This window comes from Dactylosporangium aurantiacum (assembly GCF_000716715.1).
GTDB classification, from domain to species: domain Bacteria; phylum Actinomycetota; class Actinomycetes; order Mycobacteriales; family Micromonosporaceae; genus Dactylosporangium; species Dactylosporangium aurantiacum.
The window spans coordinates 83,438-103,223 of the sequence record NZ_JNYJ01000012.1 but is presented as its reverse complement, the minus strand read 5'-3'; the positions used below and the strand labels follow the sequence as shown (position 1 = coordinate 103,223).

Genomic DNA, 19,786 nt, shown 5'->3' with positions numbered 1-19,786 from the left:
GGTCGTCGTGGTCCGCGGCCTCCGGCACCTCAGTCACCGGAGTTGCGGCACCGAGCGACGCCGTAGCCGATGAAGTCTCGACAAGCATCCCGGCCTGCGGCGCCTCTGCCTGCGACACTTCGCCGGGAGCCGGGGCGATCGGAGCCTCCGCGGCCGGCGGCGTGGCGGGCGCCGATGCGGGCCCCGACGCCGAGGTCGATGCGGTCGCCGGTGCGGGCGCCGACGCGGAGGGCGGCGGCGTGGCGGGCGGGCCGTTGAGGGCGGTCAGGATCGCGTCGGCGGTGCGGCGGCCGATGCCCGGGACCTCGGCGATCTCCTCGACGGTCGCCGCCTTCAGCCGCTTGAGCGAGCCGAAGTGGCGCAGCAGCGCCTTGCGGCGGATCTCGCCGAGGCCCGGCACGTTGTCCAGCGTGGAGGCGGTCATGCGCTTGGAGCGCTTCTGGCGGTGGTACGTGATGGCGAACCGGTGGGCCTCGTCGCGGGCGCGCTGCAGCAGATAGAGGCCCTCGGAGGCGCGGGGCAGGATCACCGGGAACTCGTCGTCGGGCAGCCACACCTCTTCCAGGCGCTTGGCGAGGCCGCAGATGGTGATGTCGTCGATGCCGAGGTCGAGCAGGACCTGGGCGGCGGCGTTGACCTGGGGCTGGCCGCCGTCGACGATGACGAGCTGGGGCGGGTACGCGAACTTGCGGGGCCGGCCGGTGGTGGGGTCGATGCCGGGGCGGGACGGGTCGATGTCGTCGGCCGGATCGCCGGTGGCGAGCTCGTCGATCTCGACCTTCGCGTCGAGATAGCGGGCGAACCGGCGGCGCAGCACCTCCGACAGCGCGGACACGTCGTCGGTGGCGCCGTTGACCGCGAAGCGACGGTATTCACTCTTGCGGGACAGGCCGTCCTCGAAGACGACCATGCTGGCCACGACGTCGGTGCCCTGGATCTGGGAGACGTCATAGCACTCGATGCGCAGCGGCGCGGTCTGCATGCCGAGCGCCTCGGCGATCTCCTCCAGGGCCTTGCTGCGGGTGCTGAGGTCGCCGGCGCGGCGCAGCTTGTGCTGCTGGAGGGCCTGCTCGGCGTTGCGGGCGACGGTCTCGGCGAGGGTCTTCTTGTCGCCGCGCTGCGGCACGCGGATCGCCACCCGGCTGCCGCGCAGCTTGCTCAGCCAGTCGGCGAGCGCGTCGACGTCGGCGGGCAGCTCGGGGACGAGCAGCTCCTTGGGCAGGTCGGCGGGGTCGGTGCCGGCCTCCGCGCCGTAGATCTGGCTGCAGAAGTGGTGGACGAGGTCGCCGGCGCTGAGGTCCTCGGTCTTCTCCACGACCCAGCCGCGCTGGCCGCGGACCCGGCCGCCCCGCACGTGGAACACCTGGACCGCCGCCTCCAGGGGGTCGTCGGCGAACGCGACCACGTCGGCGTCGGTGCCGTCGCCGAGGACGACCGCCTGCTTCTCCACCGCCCGGCGCAGCGCGCCGAGGTCGTCGCGGATGCGGGCGGCGCGCTCGAAGTCGAGCTCGTCGGACGCCGCATACATCTCCCGCTCCAGCCGCTTGACCATGGTGTCGGTCTTGCCGGCCATGAAGTCGCAGAAGTCCTCGACGATGCGGCGGTGCTCCTCCTCGCTGACCCGGTCGACGCACGGCGCGGAGCACTTGCCGATATAGCCCAGCAGGCAGGGGCGGCCGATCTGGCCGGCCCGCTTGAACACGCCGGACGAGCAGGTCCGCGCGGGGAACACCCGCAGCAGCAGGTCGAGGGTCTCGCGGATCGCCCAGGCGTGCGCATAGGGGCCGAAGTAGCGCACGCCCTTGCGCTTGGCGCCGCGCATCACCTGCAGGCGCGGATATGCCTCGTCGAGCGTCACCGCCAGATACGGGTAGCTCTTGTCGTCGCGGTAACGGACGTTGAACCGCGGGTCATACTCCTTGATCCAGTTGTATTCGAGCTGCAGCGCCTCGACCTCGGTGCCGACGGTGACCCAGTCGACCTTCGCGGCCGTGGTGACCATCTGCTGCGTGCGGGCGTGCAGCGTCCACACGTCGGCGAAGTAGGAGTTGAGCCGCTGCCGGAGGCTTTTCGCCTTGCCCACGTAGATGACGCGGCCCGACGGATCGCGGAACCGGTAGACCCCCGGCGTGTCGGGAATGGTCCCCGGCGCCGGTCGATACGTGGACGGATCTGGCACGCTTCGAGCGTATCCGGGGGGTACGACAGAAACGGGGCCGGCCGCCCCCTCTCGGCCGTCCCCGTCCCGGTCTGCGGTGCCGTGCCGGCACCGGGCACTACGCCAGGGAGATGTTGTCCCCGTCGATCTTCAGCGCCTTCTCGGCCAGCGGCTTGGTGGCCGGCCCGTTCTTCACCGAGCCGTCGGCGGCGGAGAACACGCTGCCGTGGCACTTGCAGTTGATCCCGCCGGCGGCGACGTCGGAGACGACGCACGACTGGTGCGTGCAGATCGAGCTGAACGCCTTGAACTGACCGGCTTCGGGCTGAGTGACGACAACACCGCCGCCGTCCTTGAAGATCTTGCCGCCGCCGACGGGGATGTCGGCCTTGGTCGCCAGGACGCCCGCGGCGGCACCGCCGGTGCTGTTGCTGCCGGTCGAACCGCTGTCGCCGCTGTCGTCGCTGTCGTCTCCACAGGCGGCGAGCACCGTCGCGGCCGTGATACCGGCCGCGCCGGCGAGCACCGCACGGCGAGTCGTGTCACTCATAGGCTCCTCCAAGGTCGTTGGCCTGCTGGCTACGCCAGGAAATACATAGATCATGGAGCGTACGGTTCAATGCTCAACAAACTCTGATAATCCGTTACCTCCACGTGACCTTCGGCAGGGGCTCAGGCCTCCACCACGTAACCCGCCTGCACTTTTACGGGCACGGCGCTCAACCCGCGCGTCGCCGGACCGCGTGCCAGGCTCCCGTCGGCGATCTTGAACTGGGAGTTGTGGCCCGGGCACATGATCGTCGTCGCGCCGGGCGACGGAGGGTCCACCAGGACACCCTGGTGCGGGCAGCCGGCCTGGTACGCCTTGAACGTCCCCGCCTTGGCCTGCACCACAAGGATGGTGTCCTTGGCGATCACCCCGCCGCCCACGGGGACCTCCTTGACCGCGACGAGCGCACCCGCCGGCGGGGCGGCGTCGCTGGGTCCCGCCGCGGGGGCGGTGTTGTCGAACGGGTTGCCCGCCGTGCTCGGCGGGGCCGACGGCGCCGGCTGACTGCCGGCGGCTGCCGGGGGCTGCTCGTCGTCGCCACAGCCGGCCAGCACCGCCACACCGAGGGCACCGGCGCCCAGCAGCAGCGCCCGCCGGGCGGAGCAGGGGTTGAACACGTCCTCGACTGGCACGTCTTCCTCCTGGGGTCAGGCCTCGCCAGCGGCCACCGTAGCAGCGCGGGATCTTCACCGCCCCAAGGTCCCACGGCGACCACCGGCCGCCCCGCGCAGGCACGACCAGCCCGGCGCGGGCGCGACCGGCGGCGCAGCACACGCAGCGGGCGCAGACCGGCCGACCCGAGCAGACCGGCCGACCCGAGCAGGCCGACCGCGTGACAGGCACCCACCGGCCGCCGCGCCGGACGGCACCCGGCGGGCGGCCGCCGACCACCGTCCGCACCCGGCAGCCGACGCGGACGGTGCGGCCGCCGGAGGTCAGCCCTTCGCCGCCGCCTTCTTCGCGGGTGCGCGCTTCGCGGGCGCCGCCGCCGGGATGGCCTTCGCCCCGGCGGCACCCTTCGCCGCCGTGGCCCGGGCCGCCGCGCTCTTGGCCGGAGCCGCCTTCGCCGCCTTCGCCGCCGCGGTCTTGGCGGGACGGCGCGCCGGCGCCGGCTCGTCGGCGTCCGGCAGGTCGTCGGGCTCGACCGTGGTGGCCGCCGAGCGGGTCCGCGGCGCCGTCGACCTGCGGGTCGACGAGGGGCGGGCGGTGCCCGCGCCGGCGCCGTTGGCCTTGGCCGCCCGGTCGCGGGCCGTGGTGTCGCGCGGCGTGTCGTCGTCGGCGCTGCCCTTGAGCCCCAGGACGGGCCGCAGGAACTGGCCGGTGTGGCTCTCGGCGATGTCCGCGACCTCCTCCGGCGTGCCGACGGCGACGACCGTGCCGCCCTTGTGACCGCCCTCCGGACCCATGTCGATGATCCAGTCGGCGGACTTGATGACGTCGAGGTTGTGCTCGATGACGATGACGGTGTTGCCCTTGTCGACCAGGCTCTGCAGCACGATCAGCAGCTTGCGGATGTCTTCGAAGTGCAGCCCCGTGGTGGGCTCGTCCAGCACGTACACGGTGCGGCCGGTGGACCGCTTCTGCAGCTCCGAGGCCAGCTTGACCCGCTGCGCCTCACCGCCGGACAGCGTCGGGGCGGGCTGGCCGAGGCGCACGTAGCCCAGGCCGACGTCGTTGAGCGTCTTGAGGTGCCGGTGGATCGCCGGGATCGCCTCGAAGAAGCCCGCGGCCTCCTCGATCGGCATGTCGAGGATCTCCGCGATCGTGCGGCCCTTGTAGTGCACCTCGAGGGTCTCGCGGTTGTACCGGGCACCCTTGCAGACCTCGCAGGGCACGTACACGTCGGGCAGGAAGTTCATCTCGATCTTGATCGTGCCGTCGCCGGCGCACGCCTCGCAGCGGCCGCCCTTGACGTTGAACGAGAAGCGACCCGGGCCGTAGCCGCGGACCTTGGCCTCGGTGGTCTCGGCGAACAGCTTCCGGACGTTGTCGAACACGCCGGTGTAGGTCGCGGGGTTGGACCGCGGGGTGCGGCCGATCGGCGACTGGTCGACGCCGACGACCTTGTCCACCTGCTCGAGCCCGGAGATGCGGGTGTGCCGCCCGGGCACCAGGCGGGCGCCGTTGACGACGTTGGCGAGCACCGCGTGCAGGATGTCGTTGACCAGGGTCGACTTGCCGGAGCCGGACACGCCGGTCACCGCGACGAACTGCCCGAGCGGGAACGGGACGGTCAGGTTCTGCAGGTTGTGCTCGCGGGCGCCGACGACGACCAGCTCGCGGCCCGGCGTCCGGGGGCGGCGGATCTGCGGCGTCGGGATGCTGCGCCGCCCGGCGAGATAGGCGCCGGTCACCGACTCCTCGGCGGTCACCAGCTCCTCGTAGGGCCCGCTGTGCACGACCCGGCCGCCGTGCTCGCCGGCGCCGGGGCCGATGTCGACGATCCAGTCGGCGGTGCGGATCGTGTCCTCGTCGTGCTCGACGACGATCAGCGTGTTGCCGAGGCGCTTGAGCCTGGTCAGGGTCTCGATCAACCGGTGGTTGTCGCGCTGGTGCAGGCCGATGCTGGGCTCGTCGAGCACGTAGAGCACGCCGACGAGGCCGGAGCCGATCTGGGTGGCGAGCCGGATGCGCTGCGCCTCGCCGCCGGACAGGGTGCCCGAGGCGCGGTCGAGGGACAGGTAGTCGAGGCCGACGTCGACGAGGAACCGCAGCCGGGCGTTGATCTCCTTGAGGACCCGCTCGGCGATGAGCTTCTGCCGGTCGGTGAGGGTCATCGCGCCCAGCAGCTCGGCGCAGTCACCGACGGACAGGTTGCAGATGTCGGCGATGCTGTGCCCGGCGATGGTGACCGCGAGGATCTCCGGCTTGAGCCGGCTGCCGCCGCAGGTGCCGCACGGCACGTCGCGCATGTAGCCCTCGTACTTGTCGCGGGACCAGTCGCTCTCCGTGTCGGCGTGCCGGCGCTCGATCCACTGCACCACGCCCTCGAAGCCGGTGTAGTAGGAACGTTCGCGCCCGTACTTGTTGCGGTAGCGCACGTGGACCTGGTCGTCCGACCCATACATGATCGACTTCTGCGCGCGCGAGGACAGCGCCCGCCACGGGGTGTCCAGGTTGAAGCCCTCCTCCGCGCCGAGGGCCTCCAGCAGGCGCAGGAAATACTCCAGGGTGTGGCCGGTGGCCCAGGGCGCGATCGCACCGCCGCGCAGCGTCTGCTCGGGGTCGGGCACGATCAGCTCCGGGTCGACCTCCTTCTTGGTGCCGATGCCGGTGCAGTCGGGGCAGGCGCCATACGGCGCGTTGAACGAGAACGACCGCGGCTCGAGGTCCTCGATCGACAGCGGGTGCTCGTTGGGGCAGGCGAGGTGCTCGGAGAAGAGCCGCTCGCGGTGCTCGTCGCCCTCGGGCAGGTCGACGAACTCGAGGATGACGATGCCGGCGGCGAGCTTGAGCGCGGTCTCGACGGAGTCGGTGAGCCGCTGCTTGGAGGAGGCCTTCACCGAGAGCCGGTCGACGACCACCTCGATGGTGTGCTTCTCCTGCTTCTTGAGCTTCGGCGGCTCGGTGAGGGGGTGCACCACGCCGTCGATGCGGGCCCGGGCATAGCCCTTGGACTGCAGCTCCTGGAACAGGTCAAGGTATTCGCCCTTGCGCCCGCGCACGACCGGGGCGAGGACCTGGAAGCGGGTGCCCTCCTCCATCGCCAGGACCCGGTCGACGATCTGCTGCGGCGTCTGGCGCGTGATCAGCTCGCCGCAGACGGGGCAGTGCGGCTCGCCGATGCGCGCATACAGCAGTCGCAGGTAGTCGTAGACCTCGGTGATCGTGCCGACCGTCGAGCGCGGGTTGCGCGAGGTCGACTTCTGGTCGATGGAGACCGCCGGCGACAGGCCCTCGATGAAGTCCACGTCGGGCTTGTCCATCTGGCCGAGGAACTGTCTCGCGTACGACGACAGCGACTCGACATAGCGCCGCTGCCCCTCGGCGAAGATCGTGTCGAACGCGAGGCTCGACTTGCCCGAGCCGGACAGCCCGGTGAAGACGATCATCGCGTCGCGTGGCAGGTCGAGACTGACGTCGCGGAGGTTGTGCTCCCGAGCGCCACGGATGATCAGACGATCCGACATGCTTCCCCTTGGCAGTGAATATGTCCGCCAGCAGCGGCAAAGAGTCCGGCAGCAGCGATTTTGTCCGGTTCGGGCACCGTCTCGGTGCCAGCCGACAACTCTAGCCAGGGGGTATGACAATTTTCCGCGCCCGAACGGGGGAACCTCCGCTACGGGCGTGCCAGCCGTCGCCGGTCGCGGCTCTCGCGTTTCAGCCGCCGTACCGATGCAAGCTTCTGCTCTTTCTGCAGTTTCTGCCAACTCGCGAACCTGCGGGGGCTGAGCTCGCCGTCCTCGACCGCGTCGCGGACCGCGCAGCCGGGCTCCTCGCCGTGCCGGCAGTCGTCGAAGCGGCACAGCGTCGCGAGGTGCGTCACGTCCGCGAAGGCCCGGTCGAGCCCGGCGACCGTGTCGAACATGCCGACGAGCCGCACTCCGGGCGTGTCGAGGACCGCCCCGCCGCCCGGCATCGGAATCAATGCCCGATATGTGGTGGTGTGCCGGCCCCGGCCGTCGGCGCGCAACGCCTGCGTCTGCATGACCTGCGCCCCGGCGAGGGCGTTGACCAGGCTGGACTTGCCGGCACCGGACTGCCCGAGCAGGCCCAGTGTGCGCCCGTACGCCACGAGCGGCCGCAACGCCTCGAGACCCATCCCGGTGCGAGCGCTGACGGCATGGACCGCCACGCCGTCCGGCATCTGCCCGGCCAGGGCCTCCGGGTCGGCCGCCAGGTCACATTTGGTCAGGACCAGCACCGGCCGCGCCCCCGACTCCCAGGCGAGCGCCAGGAGCCGCTCGATCCGGCCGAGGTCCGGCGACGGGTCGACCGGCTCGACGACGGCGACGGCGTCCACGTTGGCGGCCAGGACCTGGCCGAAGGACTCCTCACCGGCGACGGCCCGCACGATCGCGGTGCGCCTGGGCAGCACCGCCTCGGCGGTGAGCCGGCCGTCCGGCCACGTGCGCACGACGAGCCAGTCCCCCGCGCACGGCAGCGACTCGGGGTCGGCGGCGCCGCGCGCCAGCAGGCCGCCCGACAGGCTCGCGCGCAGCGGACCGTCGGACGCGAGCGCCGTGCAGACACCCCGGTCGACCCGGCTGACCCGCGCCGGGCGCTGGCCAGGCTGGTCGAACCGGCCGGAGTACAGCGCGGCGTAGGCGTCGTCCCAGCCCAGGGCTGACAGGTCAATAGTCATGAACATCCTTTACGAACCCGTGTTCGACAAATCCACGGTAGGTAGCGCGTCCACACCGCGAAACCGAATATCGGGGTTATCGTCGGGTGCGTGCTTCCCTCGCATGTGCTGGCCAGCGCCGTCGGAATGCGCCTGGACCGGGCCGACGTCCAGTGGCACGTCTCACCCGGGCAGGACGACTCGCTCATGCGCTTCTGGCTGACGTTCGGCGGCGTGTCGTACGGCTTCCACGTGGGCGCCGAGGACGAGATCCTCGACGTCATCGTGGAGGACCGCGGCACCGATGCCGACATGGGCATCTACGGCAGGCTCGAGGTCCGCAGCGCCGCCGCCGCGGACCCGGCGGCCGCGGCGGTCGGCCAGCGGCTCGTGGTCGTGCACGACCTGTACGCCGGCTACCTGGGCAAACCCATCGGGGCGCGGCTGAGCTTCGAGCACGTCGACCTCAGCGTCGCCGACTGGGAGGACGAACTGCACTGGGCGGTCGGCGACCTGCCCCCGGCCGTCGGGGTCCGGCAGCGCTGACGGTTTTTGTCGGTGGGCGGCGGTAGGGTTTAGCGGTGACGGCTGATCCGCTCGTGCTGAGCGCGGAGCTCGACCGCGCCACCGCCCGCCTGCTCGACACGGTCCGCACCCTCGACGGCAACGGCCTCGTCGCACCGTCGCGGTGCGAGGGCTGGACCCGCGGGCACGTCGTGACCCACCTCGCCCGCAACGCCGACGCGTACCGCAACCTGCTGAGCTGGGCTCGGACGGGGGTGCGGACCCCGGCGTACGCGAGCCCCGAGGCCCGCGAGGCGGGCATCGCCGCCGGCGCCTCCCGCCCGCACGAGGAGCAGCTCGCCGACCTGGTCACCGCCTGTGACCTGCTGCGCGAGTCGATCGACACGATGCCCGCCGAGGGCTGGACGACACTGGTGCAGTGGGGCACCACCCGCGGCGAGCCCTCGCCGCCGGTGCCGGCCGCCCGCGTCGTCTGGGCCCGTATCTGCGAGGTCGAGCTGCACCACGTCGACCTGGACGCCGGCTACGGCCCCGCCGACTGGCCCGAGTCCTTCACGCTGCGCATCCTGCACGACCCGGCCACTCCGCGCGTGGCGACCCTCGTGTCGGACAACGGCACCAGGCTGCTGACCGTCGCCGACGCCCCGACCGTGACCGGCCCGGCGCACGTGCTCGCCGCCTGGCTCACCGGCCGAGGCCCGGGCACCGGTCTCACCAGCTCGACGGGCGAGCTGCCCAGCCTGGAGGAGTGGAAATGAGCGGCCCGCAGCGCAGCGCGGGAGCCGCGAATCATCGGCGCGGCCTCGGCTCAGGCCGGCGCCGAAGCGAAGCGGAGGTGACGGCATGAGCGACATCACGTTCACGAAGCTGTCCGTCGGGCCGATGGACAACAACGCCTATCTGCTCCGGTGCACGGGCACCGGCGAGGGCCTGCTGATCGACGCCGCCAACGACGCCGAGCGGCTGCTCCAGCTGATCGACTCCTCCCCCGGCGGCATCTCGACCGTGGTCACCACGCACCGGCACCAGGACCACTGGATGGCGCTGGAGGAGGTGGTGGCGGCCACGGGCGCGGCGTCACTGGCCCACGCCGCCGACGCCCCGCAGATCCCCGTCGTCACGGGCACCATCGCCGACGGCGACACCCTTCCCCTGGGCGACTGCCAGCTGACCGTGATCCACCTGGTCGGGCACACACCGGGGTCGATCGCCCTGTACCACGACGGCCACCTCTGGACCGGGGACGCCCTGTTCCCCGGCGGGGTGGGCAACACCTGGGGCGATAAGGCCAACTTCGAGTCCCTGATCAACGACGTGTCGACGAAGATCTTCGACCGTTACCCGGACGAGACGCAGTTCCACCCGGGCCACGGCAAGGACTCCACCCTCGGCGCCGAGCGCCCATCCCTCCCCGAGTGGCGCGCCAGAGGCTGGTGAGGCGGGACGTCGCTACCGCCAGAGTGTGTCGAGCGGCATGACGAGGGTCCCGTCATCATGGACGTACGTGAACGCGCCCGTATACAGCACGACGGCGGTGAGCAGCCGGGTGCCCAGCCTTGCCCGCAACGCCCGGCTGCCGCGCAGGGAATGACCGTCCACCCGCGCGATGACGTCGCCGTCGTCGCGCTCCGGCACCAGATCGACCTCGTCGGCGGGCGTGCGGACGTGCCCGATCGCGACGACGGGACCGCCGCGGTGTTCAGGCGTACAGGGCCTCCGCCGGGCCGAAGAACTCGAAGTGGATGCGCTCGTCGGGCACGTCCAGGGCGCGCAGGCCGATGGCGAGCATGCGCATGAAGCCGCGCGGGCCGCAGAAGTAGAAGTCGGCGTCGGCGACCGGGACGGCGCTCTTGAGCCAGTCCATCGTGACCCTGCCGGGCAGGTCGTAGTCGCGGCCGCGGACGTCCTCGGGCGCCGGGTGCTCGTAGAACACGACGGGGTGGATCGGCCCGGTGGCGGCGAGGTCGCGGACGTGCTGGCGCATGGCGTGCTGGCGGCCGCCGAGCGCGGCGTGCACGAACCAGGTCTCGGGTGGTGTACCGCGCTCGACCAGGTGCTCCAGCACGCAGACCATCGGCGTGAGGCCGACGCCGCCGCTGAGCAGGACCAAGGGCCGGCGGGAGGTCTCGTCGAGGAAGAAGTCGCCGGCCGGCGCGCTGACCTGGATCACGTCGCCGGGGCCGACCTCCTCGTGCAGGTAGCTCGACGCGACGCCGGGTGGCGCGTACGGCGCGTCCTCGCCGGGGTCCTCCCGCTTCACCGTGATGCGGTAGTGGTCGCGGCCGGGTGCGCACGAGACGGTGTAGTTGCGCACGACCGGCTCCTGGCCGGGGACGCCGAGCCGGACCGTCAGGTACTGGCCCGGCCGGAACGCCATCACCGGGCCGGCGTCGCTCGGGCGCAGGTAGAAGGACTTGATGATCTGGCTCTCCGGGACGACCCGGTCGACGGTGAAGTCGCGCCACCCCACCCAGCCGCCGGGGGTACGGGTGTTCCGGTCGTAGATGTCGCGCTCCCGGCGCGTCAGGACGTCGGCGAGGAAGTCGTACGCCTGCGTCCACGCCTCGATCACCTCGTCGGTGGCGGCCTGGTCAAGCACGTCCCGCAGCGCGCCGATCAACGCCCGACCGACCGCGGGGTACTGCTCGGGCCGGATGTGGAGGCTGGTGTGCTTCTGCGCGATCCGCTCGATCATCGGCCGGCACTCGTCGAGGTGGTCGATGTTGTCGGCGTACGCGTGGATCGCCCCGGCCAGCGAGCGCGGCTGGCTGCCCGACCGTCCGTGGTGGGACTGGTTGAACAGGCTCTTGATCTCCTCGTCCTGGAACAGGATCTCGTACATCCGCCTGGTGATCTCCAGCCCACGCTCCCTCAGGACCGGCGCGGTCGCCTTGACCGTGCGGACCGTGCGTGGGCTGAGCGCTGAACCGGTCACCACGCGTCGCTACCCCCGTCGGCGGGGGCTATGCGCGGCCGGGAGGGACGATAGATTGCGGCCATGACCGCATCGACGAAGCCGGTGTACCTCCTGGACTTCATGCCCGACGACTGGCGGGAGGCGGTCACGCCGTTCGTCGACCCCGCGGTCGTCGCGGCGCTGTCGTCGTTCGTGGTCGAGGAGTACAGGACGGCCACGGTGTACCCGCGCAAGCAGGACATCTACGCCGCGTACCGGTTGTCGCCGCTGGCGAGCACGCGGGTGCTGATCCTCGGGCAGGACCCGTACATCAAGGCGGGGCAGGCGCACGGGCTGAGCTTCAGCGTGCCGCAGGGGGTCGCGGTGCCGCCGTCGCTGGTCAACGTGTACCGCGAGATGCGCGACGACCTGGGGGTCGACCCGCCGCCGTCGGGTGACCTGACCCCGTGGTGCCGGCAGGGGGTCATGCTGCTCAACGCGGTGCTCACGGTCCGGGCCGGCACGCCGAACTCGCACAAGGGGCGCGGCTGGGAGAACATCACCGACGCCACGATCCGGGCGCTGAACGCGAAGGCGGAGCGGGTGGTGTTCGTGCTGTGGGGCGCGGCGGCGAAGGCGAAGGCGCCGCTGGTGACCAACGACCGGCACGTCGTGCTGCGGGCGGGGCACCCCAGCCCGATGAACCCGACCGGGTTCCTCGGCAGCCGGCCGTTCAGCCGGATCAACGCCGCCCTCACCGCCGCCGGGACCCTGCCGGTGCGCTGGTCACCGGCGATGCCGCGGCACTGAGGCCGAGCGGGTCACCCCGTCAGACCGGCGGGCACCGGCAGGCGCAGCGCGTCGAGCAGGGCCGCCAGCTTCCGGTCCAGCTCGACGCCGACCGCCGCGATCTCCGGCACCCCGAGCGAGGCGAACTGCAGGCTGGGCTGGTCCGTCGCGAACAGCACCGGCCCGCCCGGTGACTGCGTGATGACGGTGCGCAGCGGGGCGTAGAGCATCGTGGTTGGATCGTGGCGGTACATGCGCTCGGCGATCGTGTGGTTGCCCATGAGGTACGCGGCGCACCGGGCGGTGTCTCCGGCGAGGCGCATGATGCCGTCGGCGGCGATCTTCCAGTAGATCAGGAAGTCGTGCGGGGCGGCGTCGCCGGTCAGGTCGAGGACCTCCGTCCAGCCGGCGCCCTCGGCGGCGAGCCGCTCGATCCGCTCGGCCGGGTACGGCGGGACGGCCGCCTCGTACGCGGCGACGGTGTCGTCGAACGAGTCCCCGGCCTCGACGACCAGCCGGCGGGCCGCCCAGTCGACCGCGGCGGTCTGCGATCCGGTCACCGACCGGCACTACCCGCCGTGCCGACCCCGAACCCGGCCAACTTCGGTCCAGAAGTCTATACGCAGCGTGACCACGCGATTAGCGGATCGTGAGGTTCCTCGATAGGCTGCGACACCATGCCGACACAGCTGCACGAGATGCTCATCCAGATGGTGCGGGAGAGACCTACGCTGGCCGCCGAGCTCCTGGACGGCCCTTCGAAGGTCACGGTGCCCGACTTCGACGAGGCCCGGGCGTCTCCCGGCGACTTCACCAACGTGTCTCCCACCGAGTACCGGGCCGATGCGGTGGTCACGCTGCGTCGCGGGAGCGCGACGGTCCTGGCGGTCGTCGTCGAGGTCCAACTCCGGGCCGACGTACGCAAGCGTCGCAGCTGGCCTGTATACGTGGCGACGCTGCACGCACGCCTGGAGTGCCCCGTCGTGCTGCTCGTCATGTGCCCCGCACGGTCCGTAGCCCGCTGGTCCTCGGCGCCGATCAGGATCGGCCCGCCGGGCTCAGTGGTGACGCCGGTAACCATCGGACCGGACCAGGTACCGGTCGTGACCGACCTCGACACGGCCCGGCGCAACCCGGAGCTGGCGGTCCTGTCCGCCCTCGCACACGGCGGCGAGCCGGACCCCCAGCCGATCTTCGAGGCCCTGCTCACGGGCCTCGACGTCATCGATCATGAACACGCCAAGATGTACACTGACCTCGTATTTACCGTGCTGCCGGCGGCAGCCCGGGACCGCCTGGAGGCGCTGATGACCACCACGAGCTACCGATACCAGAGCGACTTCGCCCGCCGGTACTTCGATGAAGGAAAGACCGAGGGAAAGGCCGAGGGCGAGGCCATGGCCGTGCTGCTGGTGCTCCAGGCTCGCAACATCGCGGTTCCCGACGAATACCGGGCCCTGATCGCCGGGTGCACCGATGAGGTTCGGCTCGTCACCTGGCTCCAGCGAGCCAGCGTCGCGGAGACCATCCACGACCTCGGCCACGAGTTCGCCCACTGAGCCGGCGGTAGCCGGGCTACGCAGCGCCGGGGGTGTCCGCGATCGTGATGCCCAGGGCGGCGGCCAGGGTGTGTGACAGCGTGACCAGGTCGGCGGTGCTGACGGTGGCGCCGGCGAGGCTGGTCACGCCGGCGACGCCGGACAGGTCGCACTGGTCCAGGCGGGTGCCGGTCATGGTCGCGGCGGAGAACTGGGCGCCGGTCAGGTCGCAGCGGGTGAAGGTGGCGCCGGTCAGGTCGGCGCCGGTGAAGTCGGCGCCGGCGAGGTTGCAGTCCTCGAACGCGACCGCGGCGAACTTCGTCGCGCGGAACGCCGACAGGTCGATCCGGCAGTCGCGCAGCGTCACGTCGCGCAGGACGCCGTCGAGCCACTGCAGGCAGGTCAGCCGCGAGTCCCGGAACGCCACCCGCAGCAGCGTGGACTGGTCACCGTGCAGGTTGGCGAAGTTCGAGCGCTCGACCAGGCAGTCGGTCAGCGACACCTTGACGAACGCCGTGCCGCTCAGGTCGGTACGGTTGAAGCGGCACTGGCGGAACTCGGCGCCCTTGGCCGACCGCCCGGTCAGCTCCAGGTCGTAGAAGCCGAGCCCGGTGAAGGTGCCTTCGTCGCGGAGATCGTCCTCGTCGACGGTCGCCAGCTCCAGCGCCTTCGGCGGCCGGGGCTTCGCGGGCTCGGCGGGTCTGCTCGGGGAGGGCATGATTGTGACGGTAGTGGCAGCAGTGACCATCTGCCGAACGGCCGCCCGGCCGGTGGCCGTCCGCCGGGTGCGGGGAGCGGAAAATCACCGGGCAATCACGGCGACGCGTGCCTATCCTTGCGAGCGTTATGTCTGACGTGCCCCAGCCCTCCAGCCAGGCCGAGCCCCGCAGCGAGGGCGACGGGCCCGCCGACGACCGAGCGAAAGCCGACTCGGCCAGAGACACAGCCGGCCGGAGGAGTGGAAAAGGGCCGAACCGGCGACCCCGCCGGGAGCAGGCCACCGCCCAGGAGCGCCCCGACGGCCCGGACCTCGCCGTCCTGCGCGAGCTGCGCGCCCGCCTGAGCGGGCTGATGCCGCAGGACCAGCACCGGCTGCGCCGGCGGATCGACGGGGCGAAGAAGTCCCCGCACGCGCAGGCGATCGCCGAGGCGATCCGCGCCGACGTGGAGCGCGCCGAGCAGCGGGTCGCGGCCCGCCGCGCGGGCATGCCGGCGGTCACCTACCCGGAGCAGCTGCCGGTCAGCCAGCGCAAGGACGACATCCTCGCCGCGATCCGCGACCACCAGGTGGTGATCGTCGCCGGTGAGACGGGGTCGGGCAAGACGACCCAGCTACCGAAGATCTGTCTCGAACTGGGCCGCGGCGTCACCGGCCAGATCGGGCACACGCAGCCGCGGCGCATCGCGGCGCGGACCGTGGCGGAGCGCGTCGCGGAGGAGCTGGGCACCGAGCTCGGCGCGATCGTCGGTTTCAAGGTCCGCTTCTCCGACCAGTCCGGCGACCAGACGATGGTCAAGGTCATGACGGACGGCATCCTGCTCGCCGAGATGCAGCAGGACCGCCTCCTGCGGCAGTACGACACGCTCATCATCGACGAGGCGCACGAGCGCAGCCTCAACATCGACTTCCTGCTCGGGTACCTCAAGCAGCTGCTGCCCCGGCGGCCCGACCTCAAGGTGATCATCACCTCGGCGACCATCGACCCGGAGCGGTTCTCCCGGCACTTCGGCGACGCCCCGATCATCGAGGTGTCCGGCCGCACGTACCCGGTCGAGGTCCGCTACCGCCCGATCGAGGCGCCCGACGAGGGCGAGGAGGAGCGGGACCAGACCGACGCGATCTGCGACGCCGTCGAGGAGCTGCAGGCCGAGGGCCCCGGCGACATCCTGGTGTTCCTCAGCGGCGAGCGGGAGATCCGCGACACCGCCGACGCCCTCGCGAAGCTCGACCTGCGCAACACCGAGATCCTGCCGCTGTTCGCCCGGCTGTCGTTCGCCGAGCAGCACCGGGTGTTCCAGCCGCACCCGGGCCGCCGGGTCGTGCTCGCCACGAACGTCGCGGAGACGTCGCTGACGGTGCCGGGCATCAAGTACGTGATCGACCCGGGCACCGCGCGCATCTCCCGGTACAGCCACCGCCTGAAGGTGCAGCGCCTGCCGATCGAGCCGGTGTCCCAGGCCTCGGCGAACCAGCGCAAGGGCCGCTGCGGCCGCACCTCCGACGGTGTGTGCATCCGGCTGTACAGCGAGGAGGACTTCGACAGCCGGCCGGAGTTCACCGACCCGGAGATCCTGCGGACCAACCTCGCGTCCGTCATCCTGCAGATGATCTCGCTCGGCCTCGGCGACCTGGCCGCGTTCCCGTTCATCGACCCGCCGGACCGGCGCAACGTCACCGCGGGCGTGCAGCTGCTGGAGGAGCTCGGCGCGCTGGAGAGCGGGCAGCGGCTCACCGCCCTCGGCCGGCGGCTGTCGCAGCTGCCGGTCGACCCGCGCCTGGCCCGGATGGTGCTGGAGGCCGAGCGCAACGGCTGCGTCCGCGAGGTCATGGTCATCACCGCCGCGCTGTCGATCCAGGACCCGCGCGAGCGCCCGGTCGACAAGCAGGCGCAGGCGCAGCAGCAGCACGCCCGGTTCGCCGACAAGGACTCCGACTTCCTCGGCTACGTCAACCTGTGGAACTACCTGCAGGAGAAGCAGAAGGAGCTGTCCAGCAACCAGTTCCGGAAGCTGTGCCGGGCCGAGTTCCTCAACTACCTGCGGGTCCGCGAGTGGCAGGACATCTACAGCCAGCTGCGTTCGGTACTGCGCGGCATGGACGTGGTGCCGAACGAGGAGCCGGCGGCGCCGTACAACATCCACGTGTCGCTGCTGGCCGGCCTGCTGTCGCACGTCGGGTTGAAGGACCCGGAGAAGAGCGAGTACCTCGGCGCGCGGGGCGCCAAGTTCGCGGTGTTCCCCGGCTCGGCGCTGTTCCGCAAGACGCCCCGCTGGGTGATGGCGGCGGAGCTGGTGGAGACGACCCGGCTGTGGGCGCGGGTCGCGGCCCGCATCGAGCCGGAGTGGATCGAGCCGCTCGCCCAGCACCTCGTGAAACGCACCTACAGCGAGCCGCACTGGGAGAAGAAGCCGGCGGCGGTGATGGCGATGGAGAAGGTCACGCTGTACGGCGTGCCGATCGTCAGCTCCCGCAAGGTCAACTACGGCCGGATCGACCCGGCGCTGTCGCGGGAGCTGTTCATCCGCCACGCGCTGGTCGAGGGCGACTGGGACACCCACCACGCGTTCTTCGCCGAGAACCGGCGGCTGCTGGAGGAGGTCGAGGAGCTCGAGCACCGGGCCCGCCGCCGCGACATCCTCGTCGACGACGAGACGCTGTTCGAGTTCTACGACAAGCGCATCGGCGAGGACGTCGTCTCCGGCCGGCACTTCGACAGCTGGTGGAAGCAGACCCGCCGGGAGCAGCCCGACCTGCTCACCTTCGACCCGGCGATGCTGGTCAACGACCGGGCCGGCGGCGTCGCGAAGGACCAGTACCCGGACGCGTGGGACCAGGACGGGCAGCGGTTCGCGCTGACGTACCAGTTCGAGCCCGGCACCGACGCCGACGGGGTGACCGTCCACATCGGGCTGCCGCTGCTCGGCCGGGTCCGCGACGCCGACTTCAGCTGGCAGGTGCCGGGCCTGCGTGAGGAGCTCGTCACGGCCCTCATCAAGTCGCTGCCGAAGGCGCTGCGCCGCAACTTCGTCCCGGCGCCCGACACGGCCCGCGACGCGCTCGCCGGCATGCCGGTCCGCGACGGGCACCTGCTGGACGCGCTGGAGCGGGAGCTGCGCCGGCTGACCGGCGTGACGGTGCCCCGCGACGCGTGGGACCTGACCCGGGTGCCGGAGCACCTGAAGATGTCGTTTCGGGTCGTCGACGACGCCGGCGCGGTCCTCGCCGAGAGCAAGAGCCTGCCCGAGCTGCGGGACCGGCTGGCGCCGAAGGTCCAGGAGACGGTCGCCGAGGCGGCGACCGAGGTCACCACGTCCGGCAGCACCACCTGGGACTTCGGCACGTTGCCGCGCAGCCTGTCACGGACCGTGGCCGGGCACACGATCACCGTGTACCCGGCGATCGTCGACGAGGGCACGTCGGTCGCGGTGAAGGCGTTCGACCTGCCCGCCCGGCAGGCGCACGAGATGTGGGTCGGCACCCGCCGCCTGCTGCTGCTCACGCTGCCCCCGGCGGCGAAGTTCGTGCAGGGCCGGCTGTCCAACGAGGCGAAGCTCGCGCTGAGCCGCAACCCGCACCGCAACGCCGTCGACCTGCTCGACGACTGCGCCGCGTGCGCCGTCGACCAGCTCATGGCCGACGCCGGCGGGCCGGTGTGGGACGGCGAGGCGTTCGCGAAGCTGCGCGACAAGGTCCGCGCGGACATGGTCGACCTGACCCTCGACGTCGTCGGCAACGTGCGGCGGATCCTCGCCGCCTCCTACGACGTCGAGCAGCGCCTCGCCCGCACGAAGAACCCGCTGCTGCTGCCCGCCCTGGCCGACATGCGCGGGCAGCTGGGCCGGCTGGTGTACCGCGGCTTCGTGACCGACACCGGCTGGCAGCGCCTGCCGGACATCGAGCGGTACCTGCGCGGCATCGAGCGGCGCCTGGAGAAGGTGCCGACGGACACCGCCCGCGACCGCGACCGGATGCTGACCGTGCAGGAGGTCCAGCGCGAGTACGACCAGCTGGTGGCGAGCATGCCGATGAGCCCGCAGCTGCGCGAGATCCGCTGGATGATCGAGGAGCTGCGGGTGGGGCTGTTCGCCCAGGCGCTCGGCACCGCCTACCCGATCTCCGACGTGCGCATCTACCGGGCGATGGACGCGCTGCCGGACTGATCCACGCCGGCGGCGCGCGCACGGGGCGGCCCGACCACCGGGGCCAGCGCGGCCATCACCGCGGCCAGCGCCGCCAGCGTGAGCAGCGCCCGGCCCATCCCGACCGCGTCGGCGAGGGCGCCGATGAGCGGCGGGCCGATCAGGATCGACCCGTAGCCGATGCTGGTGACCAGCGCGATGGACTCGGCCGGCCGGTCGGTCTCGCCGGCGGCGCTCACCCCGGCGGGGAACACCAGGCACACCCCGGCGCCCCACAGCAGTGCCCCGGCGAACGCCGCCGGCGTCCACGGCGACAGCACGGTGACCAGCACCCCGGCGACGGCGAGCACCCCGCCGGCCCGCACGACGCCGGCCCGCCCGATCCGCGCGGTGACCGGCGTGCCGGCGAACCGCACGACCGTCATCGCGGTCGCGAACGTCGTGAACCCGAGCGCCGCCGACGCCTCGGAGAGCCCTTTCCCGGTGTGCAGGTACAGCGCCAGCCAGTCGTCGGCGGCGCCCTCGATGACGGTCGAGCACAGCGTGACCAGGCCGACGAGGAGCAGCGCCCGGCTCACGACGGACCGGCGGCGGCCGGTCGCGGCGGCGGCCGGCGGTCCGCCCCCGGCGGTGGTCCGTTCGTCGACGAACCGCAGCGTCCCCGCCAGTGCGGTGGCCGCGGCGACCCACGCCGCGGCGGTGAGGTGCGGGCCGATCCCGACGCCGCCGCGGGCCGCGAGGGCACCGGCGGCCGCGCCGGCGATCGAGCCGAGGCTCCAGCAGGCGTGGTAGCGGGGCATCCACTCACGTCCGGCGCGCTGGTCGACGGCGCTGCCCTGGACGTTCATCGCCACGTCCCACGAGCCGAAGACCATGCCGAGCGCGAACAGCGCGACCGCGAGCATGACCGGCCCGGTGGCCAGGCCCACGCAGGTCAGCGCCGCCGCGGCGAGCACCGCCATGCCCGCGACCCAGGCGCGGCTGCCGGTGCGCCGGCAGGCGTGCCCGGTGAGCGGCATGGACAGCAGCGACCCGATGCCGAGCCCGAGCAGCGCCCGCCCCAGCTCGCCGGGGGTGAGGTCGTGCCGGGCGACGATCGCCGGCACCCGGGACACCCAGGTGCCGAGCACGGCGCCGCTGGCCGTGAAGACGAGCGCCGTGCCGAGTGCGGCGCCGCGCATCGAGA

The 19,786-nt window shown here is 71.9% G+C and carries 14 protein-coding genes and 2 pseudogenes; 6 read left to right on the top strand and 10 right to left on the bottom strand.

Annotated elements, in window-relative coordinates; all coding sequences use genetic code 11:
- Positions 1-223 precede the first annotated feature (223 nt).
- The 5 genes and pseudogenes from uvrC to rsgA form a co-directional block, all read right to left on the bottom strand.
- Positions 224-2,179 (bottom strand): annotated as a pseudogene (gene uvrC / locus OP18_RS16270) (excinuclease ABC subunit UvrC); the annotation flags it as partial.
- A 97-nt stretch (positions 2,180-2,276) separates the two neighbouring features.
- The gene (locus OP18_RS16265; protein ID WP_033359739.1) at positions 2,277-2,708 is read right to left on the bottom strand and encodes a Rieske (2Fe-2S) protein; all 432 of its coding nucleotides are present in this window, start codon (positions 2,706-2,708) and stop codon (positions 2,277-2,279) included.
- A gap of 122 nt (positions 2,709-2,830) precedes the next feature.
- Positions 2,831-3,340, bottom strand: a complete 510-nt coding sequence (locus OP18_RS16260; RefSeq protein WP_052386816.1) for a Rieske (2Fe-2S) protein — start codon at positions 3,338-3,340, stop codon at positions 2,831-2,833.
- A gap of 540 nt (positions 3,341-3,880) precedes the next feature.
- A pseudogene (uvrA, locus tag OP18_RS16255) lies at positions 3,881-6,838 on the bottom strand (excinuclease ABC subunit UvrA); the annotation flags it as partial.
- 149 nt (positions 6,839-6,987) lie between these two features.
- Positions 6,988-8,013: a ribosome small subunit-dependent GTPase A gene (rsgA, locus tag OP18_RS16250; protein WP_033359799.1), complete on the bottom strand. Its 1,026-nt coding sequence runs from the start codon at positions 8,011-8,013 to the stop codon at positions 6,988-6,990.
- A gap of 90 nt (positions 8,014-8,103) precedes the next feature.
- On the opposite strand from rsgA, the gene OP18_RS16245 reads away from it, so the two are divergent.
- From OP18_RS16245 to OP18_RS16235, 3 genes are all read left to right on the top strand, one after another.
- Positions 8,104-8,538 (top strand): hypothetical protein, encoded by a 435-nt coding sequence (locus OP18_RS16245; RefSeq protein ID WP_156089556.1) that lies wholly within the window; start codon positions 8,104-8,106, stop codon positions 8,536-8,538.
- 35 nt (positions 8,539-8,573) lie between these two features.
- Positions 8,574-9,275 carry a maleylpyruvate isomerase family mycothiol-dependent enzyme gene (locus OP18_RS16240; RefSeq protein WP_033359737.1) on the top strand — a complete coding sequence of 234 codons (702 nt, stop codon included), beginning with the start codon at positions 8,574-8,576 and terminating at the stop codon, positions 9,273-9,275.
- Positions 9,276-9,360: 85 nt separating this feature from the next.
- On the top strand, positions 9,361-9,954 hold the full coding sequence (locus OP18_RS16235) for an MBL fold metallo-hydrolase (RefSeq protein WP_033359736.1): 594 nt from the start codon (positions 9,361-9,363) through the stop codon (positions 9,952-9,954).
- 12 nt (positions 9,955-9,966) lie between these two features.
- On the opposite strand, the gene OP18_RS16230 is transcribed toward OP18_RS16235, so the two are convergent.
- Positions 9,967-10,152 (bottom strand): hypothetical protein, encoded by a 186-nt coding sequence (locus OP18_RS16230; RefSeq protein ID WP_033359735.1) that lies wholly within the window; start codon positions 10,150-10,152, stop codon positions 9,967-9,969.
- A 64-nt stretch (positions 10,153-10,216) separates the two neighbouring features.
- A complete protein-coding gene (gene hmpA / locus OP18_RS16225) occupies positions 10,217-11,452 on the bottom strand; it encodes an NO-inducible flavohemoprotein (RefSeq protein WP_033359798.1) in 1,236 nt (411 codons plus the stop codon).
- Positions 11,453-11,515: 63 nt separating this feature from the next.
- Between hmpA and OP18_RS16220 the strand changes: the two genes are divergently transcribed.
- A complete protein-coding gene (locus OP18_RS16220) occupies positions 11,516-12,223 on the top strand; it encodes a uracil-DNA glycosylase (protein ID WP_033359734.1) in 708 nt (235 codons plus the stop codon).
- 11 nt (positions 12,224-12,234) lie between these two features.
- Here OP18_RS16220 and OP18_RS16215 read toward each other — a convergent pair whose 3' ends face one another.
- Complete coding sequence (locus OP18_RS16215) at positions 12,235-12,762, bottom strand: DUF302 domain-containing protein (protein WP_052386815.1); 528 nt, start codon at positions 12,760-12,762, stop codon at positions 12,235-12,237.
- Positions 12,763-12,879: 117 nt separating this feature from the next.
- Here OP18_RS16215 and OP18_RS16210 point away from each other — a divergent pair, with 117 nt between their 5' ends.
- On the top strand, positions 12,880-13,761 hold the full coding sequence (locus OP18_RS16210) for a hypothetical protein (RefSeq protein WP_033359733.1): 882 nt from the start codon (positions 12,880-12,882) through the stop codon (positions 13,759-13,761).
- A 16-nt stretch (positions 13,762-13,777) separates the two neighbouring features.
- Here the strand turns inward: OP18_RS16210 and OP18_RS16205 are convergent, their stop codons facing one another.
- A complete protein-coding gene (locus OP18_RS16205) occupies positions 13,778-14,458 on the bottom strand; it encodes a pentapeptide repeat-containing protein (protein ID WP_052386813.1) in 681 nt (226 codons plus the stop codon).
- A 128-nt stretch (positions 14,459-14,586) separates the two neighbouring features.
- Between OP18_RS16205 and hrpA the strand changes: the two genes are divergently transcribed.
- Positions 14,587-18,621, top strand: coding sequence for an ATP-dependent RNA helicase HrpA (hrpA, locus tag OP18_RS16200; protein WP_081970805.1), 4,035 nt, complete (start codon positions 14,587-14,589; stop codon positions 18,619-18,621).
- Here hrpA and OP18_RS16195 read toward each other — a convergent pair.
- Positions 18,591-19,781, bottom strand: coding sequence for an MFS transporter (locus tag OP18_RS16195; protein ID WP_052386812.1), 1,191 nt, complete (start codon positions 19,779-19,781; stop codon positions 18,591-18,593). The two genes, hrpA and OP18_RS16195, sit on opposite strands and share 31 nt — an antisense overlap.
- Positions 19,782-19,786: the final 5 nt, after the last annotated feature.

What these genes read in the sequence shown, in the direction of transcription:
- rsgA (WP_033359799.1), bottom strand. Translation starts at nt 8,013, where the DNA reads ATGACTATTGACCTGTCAGCCCTGGGCTGGGACGACGCCTACGCCGCG.
- OP18_RS16235 (WP_033359736.1), top strand. Translation starts at nt 9,361, where the DNA reads ATGAGCGACATCACGTTCACGAAGCTGTCCGTCGGGCCGATGGACAAC.
- OP18_RS16265 (WP_033359739.1), bottom strand. Translation starts at nt 2,708, where the DNA reads ATGAGTGACACGACTCGCCGTGCGGTGCTCGCCGGCGCGGCCGGTATC.
- OP18_RS16220 (WP_033359734.1), top strand. Translation starts at nt 11,516, where the DNA reads ATGACCGCATCGACGAAGCCGGTGTACCTCCTGGACTTCATGCCCGAC.
- OP18_RS16210 (WP_033359733.1), top strand. Translation starts at nt 12,880, where the DNA reads ATGCCGACACAGCTGCACGAGATGCTCATCCAGATGGTGCGGGAGAGA.
- OP18_RS16195 (WP_052386812.1), bottom strand. Translation starts at nt 19,781, where the DNA reads ATGCGCGGCGCCGCACTCGGCACGGCGCTCGTCTTCACGGCCAGCGGC.
- hrpA (WP_081970805.1), top strand. Translation starts at nt 14,587, where the DNA reads ATGTCTGACGTGCCCCAGCCCTCCAGCCAGGCCGAGCCCCGCAGCGAG.
- OP18_RS16205 (WP_052386813.1), bottom strand. Translation starts at nt 14,458, where the DNA reads ATGCCCTCCCCGAGCAGACCCGCCGAGCCCGCGAAGCCCCGGCCGCCG.